General features: G+C 67.5%; 12 protein-coding genes. 7 read left to right on the top strand and 5 right to left on the bottom strand.

Going from position 1 to position 13,961, the window contains the following annotated elements:
- The 3 genes from G6N32_RS04350 to G6N32_RS04340 are packed head-to-tail and all read right to left on the bottom strand — an operon-like array spanning nucleotide 1 to nucleotide 4,750.
- On the bottom strand, nucleotides 1-1,002 hold the full coding sequence (locus G6N32_RS04350) for an alpha/beta fold hydrolase (protein ID WP_197935806.1): 1,002 nt from the start codon (nucleotides 1,000-1,002) through the stop codon (nucleotides 1-3).
- On the bottom strand, nucleotides 999-2,816 hold the full coding sequence (locus G6N32_RS04345) for an ABC transporter ATP-binding protein (RefSeq protein WP_115317207.1): 1,818 nt from the start codon (nucleotides 2,814-2,816) through the stop codon (nucleotides 999-1,001). The genes G6N32_RS04350 and G6N32_RS04345 overlap by 4 nt, the downstream gene beginning before the upstream one ends.
- Entirely contained in the window at nucleotides 2,813-4,750 is a 1,938-nt protein-coding gene (locus G6N32_RS04340; RefSeq protein WP_410432941.1) for an ABC transporter ATP-binding protein, read from the bottom strand. The genes G6N32_RS04345 and G6N32_RS04340 overlap by 4 nt, the downstream gene beginning before the upstream one ends.
- Nucleotides 4,751-4,968: 218 nt before the next feature.
- Here G6N32_RS04340 and G6N32_RS04335 point away from each other — a divergent pair, with 218 nt between their 5' ends.
- Together G6N32_RS04335 and G6N32_RS04330 are read left to right on the top strand one after the other, a co-directional pair.
- Nucleotides 4,969-5,670: a response regulator transcription factor gene (locus tag G6N32_RS04335; RefSeq protein WP_083118490.1), complete on the top strand. Its 702-nt coding sequence runs from the start codon at nucleotides 4,969-4,971 to the stop codon at nucleotides 5,668-5,670.
- Nucleotides 5,671-5,677: 7 nt separating this feature from the next.
- Complete coding sequence (locus tag G6N32_RS04330; protein WP_115317210.1) at nucleotides 5,678-7,015, top strand: HAMP domain-containing sensor histidine kinase; 1,338 nt, start codon at nucleotides 5,678-5,680, stop codon at nucleotides 7,013-7,015.
- On the opposite strand, the gene G6N32_RS04325 is transcribed toward G6N32_RS04330, so the two are convergent.
- Complete coding sequence (locus G6N32_RS04325; RefSeq protein ID WP_115317211.1) at nucleotides 7,012-7,806, bottom strand: SDR family NAD(P)-dependent oxidoreductase; 795 nt, start codon at nucleotides 7,804-7,806, stop codon at nucleotides 7,012-7,014. The two genes, G6N32_RS04330 and G6N32_RS04325, sit on opposite strands and share 4 nt — an antisense overlap.
- A 153-nt stretch (nucleotides 7,807-7,959) precedes the next feature.
- Here G6N32_RS04325 and G6N32_RS04320 point away from each other — a divergent pair, with 153 nt between their 5' ends.
- The 4 genes from G6N32_RS04320 to speB (G6N32_RS04305) are packed head-to-tail and all read left to right on the top strand — an operon-like array spanning nucleotide 7,960 to nucleotide 12,185.
- Nucleotides 7,960-9,522: an ABC transporter substrate-binding protein gene (locus G6N32_RS04320; RefSeq protein WP_115317212.1), complete on the top strand. Its 1,563-nt coding sequence runs from the start codon at nucleotides 7,960-7,962 to the stop codon at nucleotides 9,520-9,522.
- On the top strand, nucleotides 9,519-10,121 hold the full coding sequence (locus G6N32_RS04315) for a TetR/AcrR family transcriptional regulator (RefSeq protein ID WP_115317213.1): 603 nt from the start codon (nucleotides 9,519-9,521) through the stop codon (nucleotides 10,119-10,121). The genes G6N32_RS04320 and G6N32_RS04315 overlap by 4 nt, the downstream gene beginning before the upstream one ends.
- A gap of 19 nt (nucleotides 10,122-10,140) precedes the next feature.
- Nucleotides 10,141-11,235 carry an agmatinase gene (gene speB / locus G6N32_RS04310; protein WP_115317214.1) on the top strand — a complete coding sequence of 365 codons (1,095 nt, stop codon included), beginning with the start codon at nucleotides 10,141-10,143 and terminating at the stop codon, nucleotides 11,233-11,235.
- Nucleotides 11,235-12,185 (top strand): agmatinase, encoded by a 951-nt coding sequence (gene speB / locus G6N32_RS04305; protein WP_115317215.1) that lies wholly within the window; start codon nucleotides 11,235-11,237, stop codon nucleotides 12,183-12,185. The genes speB (G6N32_RS04310) and speB (G6N32_RS04305) overlap by 1 nt, the downstream gene beginning before the upstream one ends.
- A 3-nt stretch (nucleotides 12,186-12,188) precedes the next feature.
- On the opposite strand, the gene G6N32_RS04300 is transcribed toward speB (G6N32_RS04305), so the two are convergent.
- Complete coding sequence (locus G6N32_RS04300; protein WP_232077481.1) at nucleotides 12,189-12,935, bottom strand: class II aldolase/adducin family protein; 747 nt, start codon at nucleotides 12,933-12,935, stop codon at nucleotides 12,189-12,191.
- Nucleotides 12,936-13,013: 78 nt separating this feature from the next.
- On the opposite strand from G6N32_RS04300, the gene G6N32_RS04295 reads away from it, so the two are divergent.
- Complete coding sequence (locus G6N32_RS04295; protein ID WP_197935804.1) at nucleotides 13,014-13,952, top strand: D-2-hydroxyacid dehydrogenase; 939 nt, start codon at nucleotides 13,014-13,016, stop codon at nucleotides 13,950-13,952.
- Nucleotides 13,953-13,961 lie beyond the last annotated feature (9 nt).

Genomic DNA, 13,961 nt, shown 5'->3' with positions numbered 1-13,961 from the left:
TCAGAGATTGTTGCTGCGGAGCCAGGTACGAATGGCCTCGACGAGTTCGCCCTTGCATTCCACCGGCAGCCAGTGCCCGCCGGCCAGACCGGTCACCGTGAGGCGCGCACACGCCGCACGCATGGGCTCGCCCTGACGGTTGCCGGTGATGCTGCAGATGGGGTCCCACTCGCCGTTGACGAACAATACCGGTTGCGAAAGGCGACCGCCGTCGGGCGCCGTGCGCGCATAGGCGATGTTGGCATCGTCGTTCGTGTACCAGGCGCAGGCGCCTCGGAACCCTCCGGCCTCGAACGCCTCGACCAGTGCGCCGAAATCGGCCGACGGCCAGAGAGCCGGGTCGGGGGGCGTCGGCGGGGCGCGGTGCGCGGAGCCGAAGCGTCCCCCGTTATGCGTGACCACCGCGGTCGGCGAAACCTTTCCGACGGCGGCGGGGCTGCCACGCCGGTAGACCGTGGCCAGTGTCGCCGCGCGATCCGCGTCGAGATCGGCGACCGCAGCGTCGAAATGCGTTGTGTAATAGCGGTAGTAGTCCCATTGACCGTCGGGGTACCGGTCGGCCGGATAGATCTCCCGATCGACGAGCGAGGCGAGCGTGGTCAGACTGTTCGCGTCGGGGAAGTACGCCCACGATGTCAGCACGAGGCCGCGGCTCCGCAGGGGTTCGTGTGCGGTCAGGGCGCCGGCCACGATGCTTCCCCAATCGTGGCCGACCCAGATCGCGGATTCGCCGCCGAGGTGATCGTGAAGCTCCGTCATGTCGGCAACGATTTCTTCGATCGCGTAGGCGCCTTCGGCCGTCGGCACCGATGAACCGCCGTAGCCGCGCAGATCAGGGGCGACGCAGTGCCAGCCGTCGGCGGCGAAGGCCTCCATTTGGGCACGCCAGATCAGCCCGATACTCGGCCAGCCGTGCAGGAAGACCATCAACGGGCCATCGGTAGGCCCGCTTTCGAGGTAGTGCGTGGTATGCCGTGGCGTGCTGAATGTTCGGGCGATCACGCCAGCGATTCCAGCCAGGCGTGGTGCAACGCGGCGTAGCGGCCTTCCGCGTCGATCAGCTCACTGGGCGGTCCGTCCTCGACGATGCGCCCGTGCTCGAGCACCAGCACCCGGTCGGCGATTTCGACGGTCGACAACCGGTGGGCGATGATCAGGGCCGTCCGGTCGGCCAGCACCGTGCGCAGCGCGCGCTGGACCAGCCGCTCGCTGGGGATGTCCAGCGACGACGTCGCCTCGTCGAGGATCAGCACCGCGGGGTCGGCGAGGAACGCCCGTGCGAACGCGATCAGCTGCCGCTGCCCGGCCGATAGTCGGCCGCCACGGGTGGCGACGTCGGTGTCGTAGCCGTCGGGCAGTGCGTCGATGAACTCGTTCGCCCCGACCGCGACCGCGGCGGCGTGCACCTCGGCGTCGGACGCCGACGGGCGGCCGAACCGGATGTTGTCGGCCACGGTCCCGGAGAACAGGAAGTTCTCCTGGGTGACCATCACGACGTGGCGGCGCAGGTCGCTTTGCGCGAAGTCCCGCAGATCGACACCGTCGAGGGTGACCGCACCCGAGGTCGGGTCGTAGAACCGGGCGATCAGCTTGGCGATCGTGGTCTTACCCGCACCGGTGGTGCCGACCAGCGCGACGGTCTGCCCGGCCGGCACGACCAGCGACAGCCCGGGCAGCACCGGCCGAGCGGGCACATAGTTGAATTGCACGTCGCGGAAGGCGATTTCGCCGTTGATCCGGTCGAGGTGCACCGGTTCCGGCGGGTCGGCGATCGCCGGCTTCTCGGCCAGCACACCGGCGAGCTTCTCCAGCGCGCTGGATGCCGACTGGAAGGTGTTGAAGAACTGCGAGATCTCCTGCATCGGCTCGAAGAACATCCGCAGATACAGCAGGAACGCCGCCAGGGTGCCGATTGTCATCTCGCCGTGCAGCACCCGGTAGCCGCCGTACAGCAGCACGACGCCGGTGGTCAGGTTGCCGACCAGCTTGACCGCGGGCATGAAGATCGCCAGCAGCCGGAAGGTCCGTTCGTTGTCGAAGCGGTACCGGTCGGCGACGTCGTCGAAGATCTCCTGATTGCGCGGCCCGCGCCGGTAGGCCTGGACCGCTTTGATGCCCGTCATCGTCTCGACGAACTGCACGATCACCAGCGCGGCGCTCTCCCGCACGCGGCGGTAGGTCTTGGCCGACTCGGCCGAGAACCACCACACCAGCGCGACGAGGATCGGGAAGGCGGCCAGGCACATCAGGCCCAGCTTCACGTCGAGGGTCACGAGCAGGATCGCGGTGCCGAACAACGTCAACACCGCGGTGATCAGGCTGTCGAAGCCGGTCTCCAGCATGTCCTGGATGGCGTCGACATCGTTGGTCAGCCGGCTTACCACCCGACCGGAGGTGTAGCGGTCGTGGAAGGCCACGTCGAGGCGCTGGAAGTGCCGGAACACCCGGCGGCGCACCTCCAGCAGCACGCTCTGGCCGATGCGGCCGGAGCGCTTCAGGAACGTCATCCGGCTGATCGCCTGCACACAGACCACACCGCAGAGCGCCGCGACGACGATGATCAGTTCGCGCGCCGGACCACCGGCCAGCAGCGGCGGGATGGCGTGGTCGATACCGCGCTGGACCAGAAGCGGAACCGACAGCCGCGCAGCGTTTTCCACCACGACGACCAATGCCAACAGCGCGACCGTGGCCTTGAACGGCGCGAGCAGCGAGCCCAGCAGCGCGCGGGCCTCACGTTTGCGCGGCGTGGCTTCGTCGATCGGCAGGTCGTCGGGTTCTTCGTCGAGCCGGCCCCGCCATTCGGTGGCCGTCATCGTTGTCTGCCCTCCGTCGCGGCGTAGTCGGACGTGCGCCGGGCGGCACTGCGCTGCTCGCACGCCTCCTCATAGGCGTGATCCAGCCGCTGCCGCTCGTCGTCGTCCTCCCAGTCACACCGCACCTCGCATCCGTCGTCGAGCTCGTCGTCAGCAGCGAGCAGGAAGCGGTAGCGAGGGACCGTGGCCAGAAGCTCGGCATGGGTGCCGATGTGTGTGATCGTGCCCGCACCGTCGACGGTGTCGAGCAGCGCGACTTTGTCGGCCAGCAGAACCGTCGAGGCGCGGTGCGCGACGACAATGGCCGTGACCCCGGCCAGCACTCGCCCGAGGGCCTCGGTGACCACGGCCTCGGTGTGCACGTCGAGCGCGGACAGGGTGTCGTCGAGCACCAGGACCCGCGGCGCGGCCAGGATGGCGCGGGCCAGCGAAAGCCGTTGCCGCTGACCGCCGGACAGGCTCATGCCCTGTTCTCCGATTCGGGTCTGCAGGCCGTACGGCAGGTCGTAGACGAATTGTGCGGCGGCGACCTCGACAGCGCTGCGCAGGTCGTCCTCGGTGGCGTCCGGACGGCCGAGCCGCAGGTTCTCGGCGACCGACATGGAGAACAGCGTCGGGTCTTCGAACGCGGTGGCGACGGTGGTGCGCAGCGCGTCCAGGGACAGCTCGCGAATGTCGGTGCCGTCGATGCGGATCGCACCCTCGGTGACGTCGTAGAGCCGCGGCAGCAGGCCGGCCAGTACCGACTTGCCCGAGCCGGTGGCGCCCACCAGGGCGAGGGTCTCCCCCGGTTCGACGGTCACGCTGACGTGGCGCAGCGCGAACGTGTCCGAGTCAGGAAACGCGAACCCCACATCGTCGAGCTCCAGCCGACCGCCGCGCGGCGGATGAGTGCCGGGGCCGTCGGTGATCTCCCGGGGCGCGTCGAAGATCTCGGCGATCCGGTTGGCCGCCGTCATCGCCTCCTGAGTCATCGACAGCAGGAAGCCCAGCGAGGCGATCGGCCAGACCAGCGACAGCATCATTGTGATGAACGCGACCAGCGTGCCCATGGTGACCTGGCCGTGCCCGGCGGCATACGCGCCGAACCCGAGCACCACGATCAGCGTGAGGTTGGGAATCACCTCGAGCAGCGTCCAGAACTTCGCCGACACCGCGACTTTCTGAATCTGGGTGTCGTACAGCGTGCTTGCCTGGGCGTCGAAGCGGTCGTACACGTAGTCCTCGCGGCCGAAGGACTTCACCGCGCGCAGCCCCAGCGCCGACTCCTCGACGTGCGTGGCGACATGGCCCGCCTGGTCCTGGGCTTGCCGGGCCAGTTGGGTGAAGGTGCGCTCGAAGTGCAGCACTATCAGGGTGATCGGCACGATCGAGACCAGCACCACGACACCGAGCGGCCAGTACATCGCCAGCAGGATGATCGTGACGACGGTGATCTGCAGGATGTTGAGGATGAGGAACACCAGGCCGAACGACAGCAACCGCCGAATCACGCTGAGGTCGTTCATGATTCGCGACAGAAGCTGGCCCGATTGCCAGCGGCCGTGAAACGACATCGGCAGGATCTGCAGCCGGGCGTAGAGGTCTTTGCGGATGTCCGCCTCGACACCCATGGTGGCCCGGGATACCAGCCAGCGGCGGATGAACCACAGCACCGCCTCGGTGACGCCCACCGCCATCGCCGCGGCGCCGACCACCCACAGCCCCCGCTGGTCCTGGTGGCGGACCGGTCCGTCGATCACCGCCTTGGTCATCAGCGGGATCGCGACAGTGGCCGCCAGGCTGCTGATCGCGATCACCAGCATTGCGATCCACCGCGCGCGGTACGGCAGCAGATACGGCAACAACCGGAACAGATCGGAGGCGGCCCGCCCGGACGTGCGCGGTGCGGCGATGGCCGGTTCCGACACGACTTCGGAAGTCACCTCGTCCACCCCACCATTTCCCTCGTCACCGACACTGCTGAACCTATGCGTCCAGTCCGACATGACTCCCCTGCATTCGATGATCCCACGGGAGTGCAATCGGTTATCGGACGAGATTCTCAACGCTAGAACCTCAACAACGATTGAGGTCAAACCCTTCCGGCGCAGGTCACCGTGTCGCGTCGGCCTCCCACTGATACGGGCGTCGATCAGGCAAGATAGTGCCCATGGACAGTAGTTCGGCCGCACCCCGGGTTCTGGTGGTCGATGACGATCCCGACGTGCTCGCATCGCTGGACCGCGGGCTTCGGCTCTCCGGATTCGAAGTGGCCACCGCCGTCGACGGAGCCGAGGCCCTGCGCTCAGCTACCGAGACCAAGCCCGACGCGATCATCCTCGACATCAACATGCCGGTGCTGGACGGCGTCAGCGTGGTGACCGCGCTGCGGGCGATGGACAACGACGTGCCGGTCTGTGTGCTCTCGGCCCGCAGTTCGGTCGACGACCGGGTCGCAGGCCTGGAGGCCGGTGCCGACGACTACCTGGTCAAACCGTTCGTGCTTGCCGAGCTGGTGGCCCGGGTCAAGGCGCTGCTGCGCCGTCGGGGGTCGACGGCCACGTTCTCTTCGGAGACCATCCAGGTGGGGCCGCTGGAGGTCGACATCCCCGGCCGCCGGGCCAGGGTCAACGGCGTCGACGTCGACCTGACCAAGCGCGAGTTCGACCTGCTGGCCGTGCTCGCCGAGCACAAGACCGCAGTCCTGTCCCGTGCGCAGCTGCTCGAGCTGGTGTGGGGCTACGACTTCGCCGCCGACACCAACGTGGTCGACGTCTTCATCGGTTACCTGCGCCGCAAGCTCGAGGCGGGCGGCGCACCCCGACTGCTGCACACCGTGCGCGGCGTCGGTTTCGTGTTGCGCACCCAGTGACCGAGTTGTGACGCTGCCGCGCATCTTCCGCCGCACGCCATCGCTTCGCACCCGGGTGGCGTTCGCGACGGCAATCGGTGCGGCGATCGTCGTCACGATCGTCGGCGCCATCGTCTGGGTCGGCATCACCAACGACCGTCTCGAGCGACTCGACCGGCGATTGGACGAGGCCGCGGGCTTCGCCGTTCCGTTCGTACCCCGCGGTCTCGACCAGATCCCGCCGTCACCCAACGACCAGGACGTGGTGATCACCGTCCGCCGCGGCGATCAGGTCCGGTCGAACTCCGACGTCGTGCTGCCGCGACTGAACTCCGACTACGGCACCGCCGAAGTCGACGGGGTCCGGTACCGGGTGCGCACGGTCGAACTCTCCTACCCGGAGGCCACCAGCCTGGAGGTGGGCGCCACTTTCGACGACACCATCGCCGACACCAACAACCTGCACCGGCGCGTGCTGATCATCTGTGTGTTCGCCGTCTGCGCCGCCGCGCTGCTGGGCTGGGCACTGGCGACCTTCGCGGTGCGGCCGCTGCGGCGGCTCGCTGCCCAGACCCGGGAGATCCAGGCCGGCGACAAGGCGCCCGACGTCGAGATCGGCGGCGCCACCGAGGCAGTGGAGATCGGCGAAGCGATCAAAGGTCTGCTGGAGAGAATCTGGACCGAACAGGAGCGGACCCAGGCGGCGCTGGCCTCGGCGCGTGACTTCGCCGCGGTGTCGGCCCACGAGCTGCGGACACCGCTGACCGCGATGCGCACCAACCTCGAGGTGCTGGCCACCATGGACATGACCGACGAGCAGCGCGAGGAAGTGCTCAGCGACGTCGTGCGTACCCAAACCCGGATCGAGGCCACCCTCGGGGCGCTGGAACGCCTTGCCCAGGGCGAACTTTCAACCGAAGCAGACCAGGTTCCGGTCGACATCACCGAATTGCTCGACCGCGCCGCACACGACGCCATGCGCGTCTACCCCGACCTCGAGGTGACGCTGGTGCCGTCACCGACGTGCATCATCATCGGCCTGCCCGCCGGCCTTCGCCTGGCGGTGGACAACGCGATCGCCAATGCGGTCAAACACGGTGGCGCGACGCGGGTGCAGCTCTCCGCGGTCAGCTCGCGCGACGGCGTGGACATCGCGATCGACGACAACGGATCCGGCGTACCGGAGTCGGAGCGCACGGCGGTGTTCGAGCGCTTCGCCCGTGGGTCGACAGCGTCGCACTCCGGCTCCGGACTGGGCCTGGCTTTGGTCGCACAGCAGGCTGAAATCCATGGCGGCACAGCCATATTGGACGACAGTCCGCTCGGCGGTGCACGACTGATGCTGCGGTTGCCCGCGCCCTCCTAGGCGGCCGGGGTGGCCCCGCAGATCGCGTTGCCGCCGTCGATGATCAGGGTGGTGCCGGTGACATAGGAGGCTCCCGGAGTGGCCAGGAAGGCGACGCCGGCCGCCACCTCGTCGGCGGTGGCCGATCGTCCGATCGGGGTGGCGTTGCCGGCGGCCACCTCCGAGGGCAGTTGAGCGGCCGTCGCGATCCACCCGGGCAGCACGAGGTTCGCGGTGATGCCGTTCTTGGCGTAGTCGACGCTCATCGAACGCGTCATCCCCAGCATCGCCGCTTTGGCGGTGTGATAGCCGACGTCACCGGTGTAAGCGGTCAGCACCCCGGCCGTCGAACCGACATGGACCACCCTGCCGTAACCGCGTTCGACCATTCCGGGCAGTGCCGCCCGCGTGACGAAGAACGCGCTGTCGAGGTTGCGCCGCAGGGCAAGTGACCATTCCTCGTCGGTCATCACCATCAGCGAGTTGGGCTCCTCGGGGCTGTTCACCGAGGCCAGGCCGGCGTTGTTCACCAGGATGTCGAGCTTGCCGAACGCCACCTCGGCGGCCTCGACCAGGCCCTGCGCCGCGTCGCGGTCGAACAGGTCGGCGATGTGGGCCTGCGCCCGGATCCCGTCCGCCGCGAGCTCCTCGGCTCGCTGATACACCCGATCCGTGGTGCCGGTCACCATCACCGCAGCACCCAGTTGACCCAGCAGCCGCGCCGAGGCGAAGCCGATACCGAGCTCACTGCTCGATCCGGTGACCAGAGCCACCTGACCGCTCAGGTCAAACGCGCTTGGCGTAGCGGGCATTGCGCTTGCTCCCTTCGTTGTTCAGCTGTACGACGCCGACACTAGGTGCTCGCCGCACACCTTTCTAGGTCGAACGTCCAAAACTTGGACGTTCGTACAAGGTGGTAACCGTCATGTCACACAGTCGAAATCAGCCGACCTGAGACTTGCCCGATGAAACTCACGTCGGGAATCGCACCGCTGGCGCTCGTCGCGCTGCTGTTCGCCGGGACGGCTTGCTCGGGAAAGACCAACAGCCCCAACAACACTGCCGCCGAGGCGTCGACGGTGCGCACTCCGCTGATGTCGGACCCGCCGCCGCTGGACCCCGACACGTTCTACCAGCCCGAGGGCCTGCTGATCATGACCTCGACCTACCAGGGGCTACTGCAGTACGCGCCTGGGACGACGAAGATCGCACCCCTGCTGGCCACCAAGTGGGACGTCACCCCGGATGGACTGACCTACACGTTCACCCTGCGGGACGGTGTCAAGTTCGCCGACGGCACCCCGTTCGACTCGGCGGCCGCCAAGGCCAGCTTCCAGCGGCGGATCGACATGAACGGCGGTCCGGCCTACATGCTCGCCGACGTCAAGGACATGCAGACGCCGGACCCGAGCACCTTCGTGGTCACCCTCACCAAACCCGTTGCGCCCTTTCTGGATTACCTCGCATCCCCGTACGGACCGCTGATGACCAGCCCGACCGCAGTCGCACAGCACACCACCGGCGACGACCATGCCTCGGCGTGGCTTGCCTCGCACACCGCGGGGACCGGCCCCTACGAATTGACCGATGCGGTGCAGGCCAGCCACTACACGATGAGCGCGAACAAGAACTACTGGGGACCGGCTCCTCAGATCACATCGGTGCAGATGCCGGTGGTGACCGCCTCCGCGGTGCAGCGCCTCCAGCTCGGCAACGGTGAGCTCGACATGGTCCTGCACGGGCTGTCCAAAGGTGATTACGAGGCGCTGGCCAGCGGTCCCGACACCGAGGTACTGCAGCAGAACGCGCTGATCAAGGCCATGATCATGGTGAATCCGGCGTCGGCGGTCTTCGCCTCGAAGGACGCCCGCGCGGCGTTGTCCGCCGCACTCGATCAAAAGGCGCTGACCACACAGGTTTTCGGAGCGCAGGGGTCTCCCTCGACGCAGTTCTACCCGGTCGGGATGCTGCCGGACGGGGCGGTCCCCGACGTGCACACCTTTGATCCGTCGAAGCTCGCCGCGATCGGTCGCAGCGGCGGTGACGTCTCCATCGGCTACCCGTCCGGCGACAGCAGCCTTCAGGACCTGGCCAACCAGACCCAGGTGATCCTGCAGGCCGCGGGTTTCAAGGCGACGGTCCGCGACTTCCCGTCGGCACAGCTGTTCGCCCTGCCCCAAAACCCGGACCAGCGCCCTGACCTGTTCGCGGAGTCGTGGAATCCTGATGCTGCGCACCCCGATACCTTCTCGAGGATCTACCAGTACACCAACGCGCCGGTCAACATCCTGGGCTGCTCGGTGCCCGAGGCCGACAAGCTCCTGGACGCCGGCAGCGCCGAACCAGACCCGGCGAAGTCGCAGGCGCTGTATGTCGACGCGGGCAAGGCCTACCGCGACTCGTTCTGCTGGATCAACTTGTCGGACATATACAACACGGTTGCCGCCCGCAAGGGTTACTCCGGTTGGCAGAGCCAGCCGGCCTGGATGTGGGACACCGACTTCTCCACCCTCAAGCACCAGGGATGACGGCTGGCACCACCGCTCGCGGTGCGGCACGCCGAACCGAGATCATCGACGCCGCAATCGAAGTCATGGCGCAGGTCGGTCTGGCCGGACTCTCCATGCGCCTGGTGGCCAACCAGGCCCAGATACCGCTGGGTGCGCTGAGCTACTACTTCGACGACAAGTCCGATCTGATCGCGCAGTCGTTCGCGCAGCTGTCGGATCGCGAGATCGAACGGGTCGTCGCCACCGCGCAGCGGCTCGACCCGTCCATGCCGGCCGAGCAGCTCGCCGACCTGGTCGCCGACATGATCATCGACGGGTTCAGCTCTCCGCCGGGTGCGATCGTCACCCGCTACGAACTGGTCACCGAGGCCAGCCGGGACGAACGCCTCCGCCCGATGTTCGAAGCCTGGTACGCGGCAATGATTCCCGCGCTCAGCAGGCTGTTCCGCGACATCGGGTCGGGACAGCCCGAACTCGACTCGCGCACCGTGATGGCGGTGATGGCCGGCCTGGAGATCGACAACCTCTACCGGCCGCTGGGCCCAGTGGACAAGCGCCGGATCCGGGCGACCCTGCGCCACGTATTCACCGCAGTGATCGCACTGCACAAGACCTGAGCAACGAAAGGCAGCACACATGGCAGGCGTCCTGTTCGGTCCGGACATCACCTTTCTCGGTGTCCCCCGATGTGACCTCACCGACGAATCCAGTTATGCCGACGCCGATATCGTGATCCTCGGTGCCCCACTGGACGGCGGAACCAGCTACCGCTCCGGCGCCCGGTTCGGGCCGTCGGCGCTGCGGCAGGCGTGTTACCTGCCGCAGGACGGCTCCCGCCCCAGCCTCGCGCTGCGGGTCGACGGCCTCAAAGACCTGCGGGTCTACGACGCCGGTGACGTGATGCTCTACAGCGGCGACATCGAGCAGGCCGTGAAGATGATCGAGGAGGACGTCTACAAGATCACCGCCGCGGGCGCGATCCCCATCATTCTGGGCGGTGATCACACCATCGCCTGGCCCGACCACACCGGGGTCGCCCGCCACTACGGATTCGGAAATGTGTCGATGATCCATTTCGACGCTCACGCCGACACCGGCGACATCCTCAACGGCTCGCTCGTCGGCCACGGCACCCCGATGCGCAGGCTCATCGAATCCGGTGCTCTGCGGGGAGATCGGTTCCTGCAACTGGGATTGCGCGGATACTGGCCCGACGAGCCCGTCCTGCAGTGGATGGCCGCGAACGGCCTGCGGTCCTATGAGATGACCGAGATCGTCGCCCGGGGCCTGGAGCCCTGCCTGACCGAGGCGTTCGACATCGCCACCACCGATTGCGAGGGTGTGTTCATCTCCGTCGACATCGACGTGTGCGATCCCGGCCACGCACCCGGCACAGGAACACCGGAGCCGGGCGGTTTCTCGGCGCGCGAACTGCTCGACGCCGTGCGGCGCATCTGCTACGAGTTGCCGGTCGTCGGGGTGGACGTTGTCGAGGTTGCACCACCCTACGACCACGCCGACATCACCGCGCTGCTCGGCAATCGTGTTGTCCTGGAGGTCATCTCCGCGATCGCCCGCCGGCGCAAGGACAGGGCTGCCGGCACCACCTGGGATCCGATGCAACCGTTGCTCGCCGGACGCGAGGCGGACGAACAGCTCCGGCTGATCACCGAGGGCGAGCAAGCGCGCCGCCGCGGTGACGGCGGGGCCCGACCACACCACCACCACTGATGTCCGAGACACCCGTCGGCGCCACGCCGTCGACCCAGGTACCCCGCTACGCGGGAAAGGGCACCTTCGCGCGGATCGCCGACATCCATGAGGTGGCCGACTACGACATCGCGGTGGTCGGTCTGCCGTTCGACGGCGGCACCTCCTACCGTCCGGGCGCGCGGTTCGGCCCGATGGCGGTGCGCCAGGCGGCGCGTACCTTGCGTCCGGGCTATCACGTCGAATTCGGCGTCGCGCCACTGGAGCAGGTGCAGATCGTCGATGCCGGAGACGTGACCATCACGCCGTTCGACATCGCCGAGGCCTGCACGCAGATCGAGAACGGTATGCGGGACATCATCGGCCAGCGGGCGCGCAAAGTGGTCGCGATCGGCGGTGACCACACCGTCGCACTGCCGAATCTGCGCGCGCTGCATGCGTTCCACGGACCGTTGGCTCTCGTGCATTTCGACGCCCATCTCGACACCTGGGACACCTACTTCAAGGCGCCGGTCACCCACGGCACCCCGTTTCGCCGGGCGTTCGAGGAAGGCCTGCTCATCGAGGACCACTCGATCCACGTCGGCATCCGCGGCCCGATCTATGACCGGATGGACCTCGAGGACGATGCCCGGATGGGGTTTCAGATCATCCGGGCCGGCGACCTCGACGTCATGGGAGTGGAGGCGGCGGTCGACGTCGTCGCCCGCCGGGTCGACGACCTGCCCGTCTACCTCTCGATCGACATCGACGTCCTCGATCCCGCGTTCGCGCCCGGCACCGGAACACCCGAGTCCGGTGGGCTGACGTCCCGCGAACTCCTGCGAATGCTGCGCCGCCTCAACGGGATCAACGTTGTCGGGGCGGACGTCGTGGAAGTCGCACCCGCCTACGACCACGCCGAGATCACATCCATCGCCGCCGCGACAGTGGTCTTCGATCTCCTGAGTCTGATCGTCGCCAACAGCTGAGCCTCAGATCGAGTCGGGAACGTAAGTCCTTTGCGCCCATTGGAATACCTGCCAGGCCGCAACCTCGTCGAACATGTCGTGCACTCGCCGGGCGGCCTCGGCGCCGATCGGCTTGGCGTCGCGCGCCTTCACCTGGACCTCCGCGCTGCGCTCCATCATCAGGAAGTATCCGACCGCCGCGTCGACGCTGCCACCGACGGTCAGCAGCCCGTGGTTGCGCAGGATCGCTGCCCGCGCTGCGCCGAGGGTGGCCGCAATGCGCTTTCCGCCGTCGGTCGAGGAGATGTTGACCTCCTCGTCGTCGAAGATCTCCTGATCGCCGAAGAAGGCGCACGCCTCCTGCGATATCGGGGCCAGCGGAGTCACCATCGCCGAAAACGGTGTGCCGTAAGGGGTATGGCAATGTGCGGCGGCAACGACGTCGGGACGGGCCTCGTGCAGCGGGGCGTGGATGTAGTAGGCGGCCACATTGATATGACCTCGGTCGACCGTCCCGTCCGCATGCACCAGCACCAGATCGTCGGGGGTCATGAACCGGAACGGCACCCCATAGCGGCCGAGCCAGAAGCACTCGGGCTGCTCCGGATCGCGGGCCGAGATGTGCCCGTCGCCCAGCGAACCCCAGCCCATGGCGCCGAACACCCGGTACGCCAGCGCCAGACGCCGCTTGCGGTGCTCTCGCAGTTCGAGCGGATCGGTGATCGCCGGTTCGCCGGCGTACGGGTCGAGAAAATTGCTCGGCTCAGTCACGATGGTCCTATTCAATGGATTTCAAATACGATATCGAAATTGTTCGCCCACGTCGCGGCGAGCCGAACGGAGCAGAGTGTGTCGAGTCGTCCGCGGGTGCTGGTCATCGCCGAACCCGACCCCGAGCTGCCTGCACCGCCGCTTTCGCTGATCCCGCCCGACGTGGACGTCGTCGAGGTGCGCGGAACGCCCACCGGTGACCAGCTCGCCGGGGCCGAGGTGCTGTACGTCTGGGACCACCGGTTCACCGATCTTGCGCCGGTGCTGCGCAGCGCCGACCGGCTGCGCTGGGTGCACGCCGCGTCGGTGGGCGTCAACCGGCTGATCTGCCCGGAGCTCGTCAGCCGTCAGGTCACGCTGACCAACTCGCGCGGCGTCTTCGACGTCCCGATCGCCGAGTGGGTGCTCGCCGCTGTGCTCAGCTTCGTCAAAGGGTTTCCGCACACTCTCGCACTGCAACGCGAGCACACCTGGCTCTACCGCACGACCGGCCGGCTCGCCGGTAAGCGTGCCGCCGTCATCGGCACCGGTTCGATCGGGCGAGCCATCGCAGACCGGATGAGCAGGCTCGATGTGGAGGTAACGCTGGTCGGCCGCCAGGAATCCAATGCGATGACAGCCGTCGCCGCCGAGGTGGACATCCTCATCGCCGCCGCGCCGCTGACCGCGGCCACCACCGGGCTGATCGACGCGGACGTGCTCGCCGCACTGGGGCCGGGCGGCTTCGTGGTCAACGTCGGGCGGGGCCCCACGGTGGTCGAGGCCGACCTCGTCGAGGCACTGCGGACCGGCACCATCGCCGGGGCCGCGCTCGACGTGTTCGAGGTCGAGCCGCTGCCTGCGGACTCGCCGCTGTGGTCGATGCCGGGCGTCCTGGTGTCACCGCACATGTCCGGCGATTACGTCGGCTTCGAGGTCGACATGATCGGCGTGTTCGTCGACAACCTCGGGCGCTGGCTACGCGGCGAGCAGCTGCACAACATCGTCGATCCGGAGTGCGGATACGTGCGGTCCTGACGGTGTTTC

This window comes from Mycolicibacterium aichiense (assembly GCF_010726245.1).
Lineage (GTDB): Bacteria > Actinomycetota > Actinomycetes > Mycobacteriales > Mycobacteriaceae > Mycobacterium > Mycobacterium aichiense.
The sequence above is the reverse complement of the archived record's forward strand: the minus strand, read 5'-3'. Positions and strand labels throughout refer to the sequence as shown.

Coding starts and splice junctions, on each gene's coding strand:
- G6N32_RS04320 (WP_115317212.1), top strand. CDS start 7,960: ATGAAACTCACGTCGGGAATCGCACCGCTGGCGCTCGTCGCGCTGCTG.
- speB (WP_115317214.1), top strand. CDS start 10,141: ATGGCAGGCGTCCTGTTCGGTCCGGACATCACCTTTCTCGGTGTCCCC.
- speB (WP_115317215.1), top strand. CDS start 11,235: ATGTCCGAGACACCCGTCGGCGCCACGCCGTCGACCCAGGTACCCCGC.
- G6N32_RS04335 (WP_083118490.1), top strand. CDS start 4,969: ATGGACAGTAGTTCGGCCGCACCCCGGGTTCTGGTGGTCGATGACGAT.
- G6N32_RS04315 (WP_115317213.1), top strand. CDS start 9,519: ATGACGGCTGGCACCACCGCTCGCGGTGCGGCACGCCGAACCGAGATC.
- G6N32_RS04345 (WP_115317207.1), bottom strand. CDS start 2,816: ATGACGGCCACCGAATGGCGGGGCCGGCTCGACGAAGAACCCGACGAC.
- G6N32_RS04325 (WP_115317211.1), bottom strand. CDS start 7,806: ATGCCCGCTACGCCAAGCGCGTTTGACCTGAGCGGTCAGGTGGCTCTG.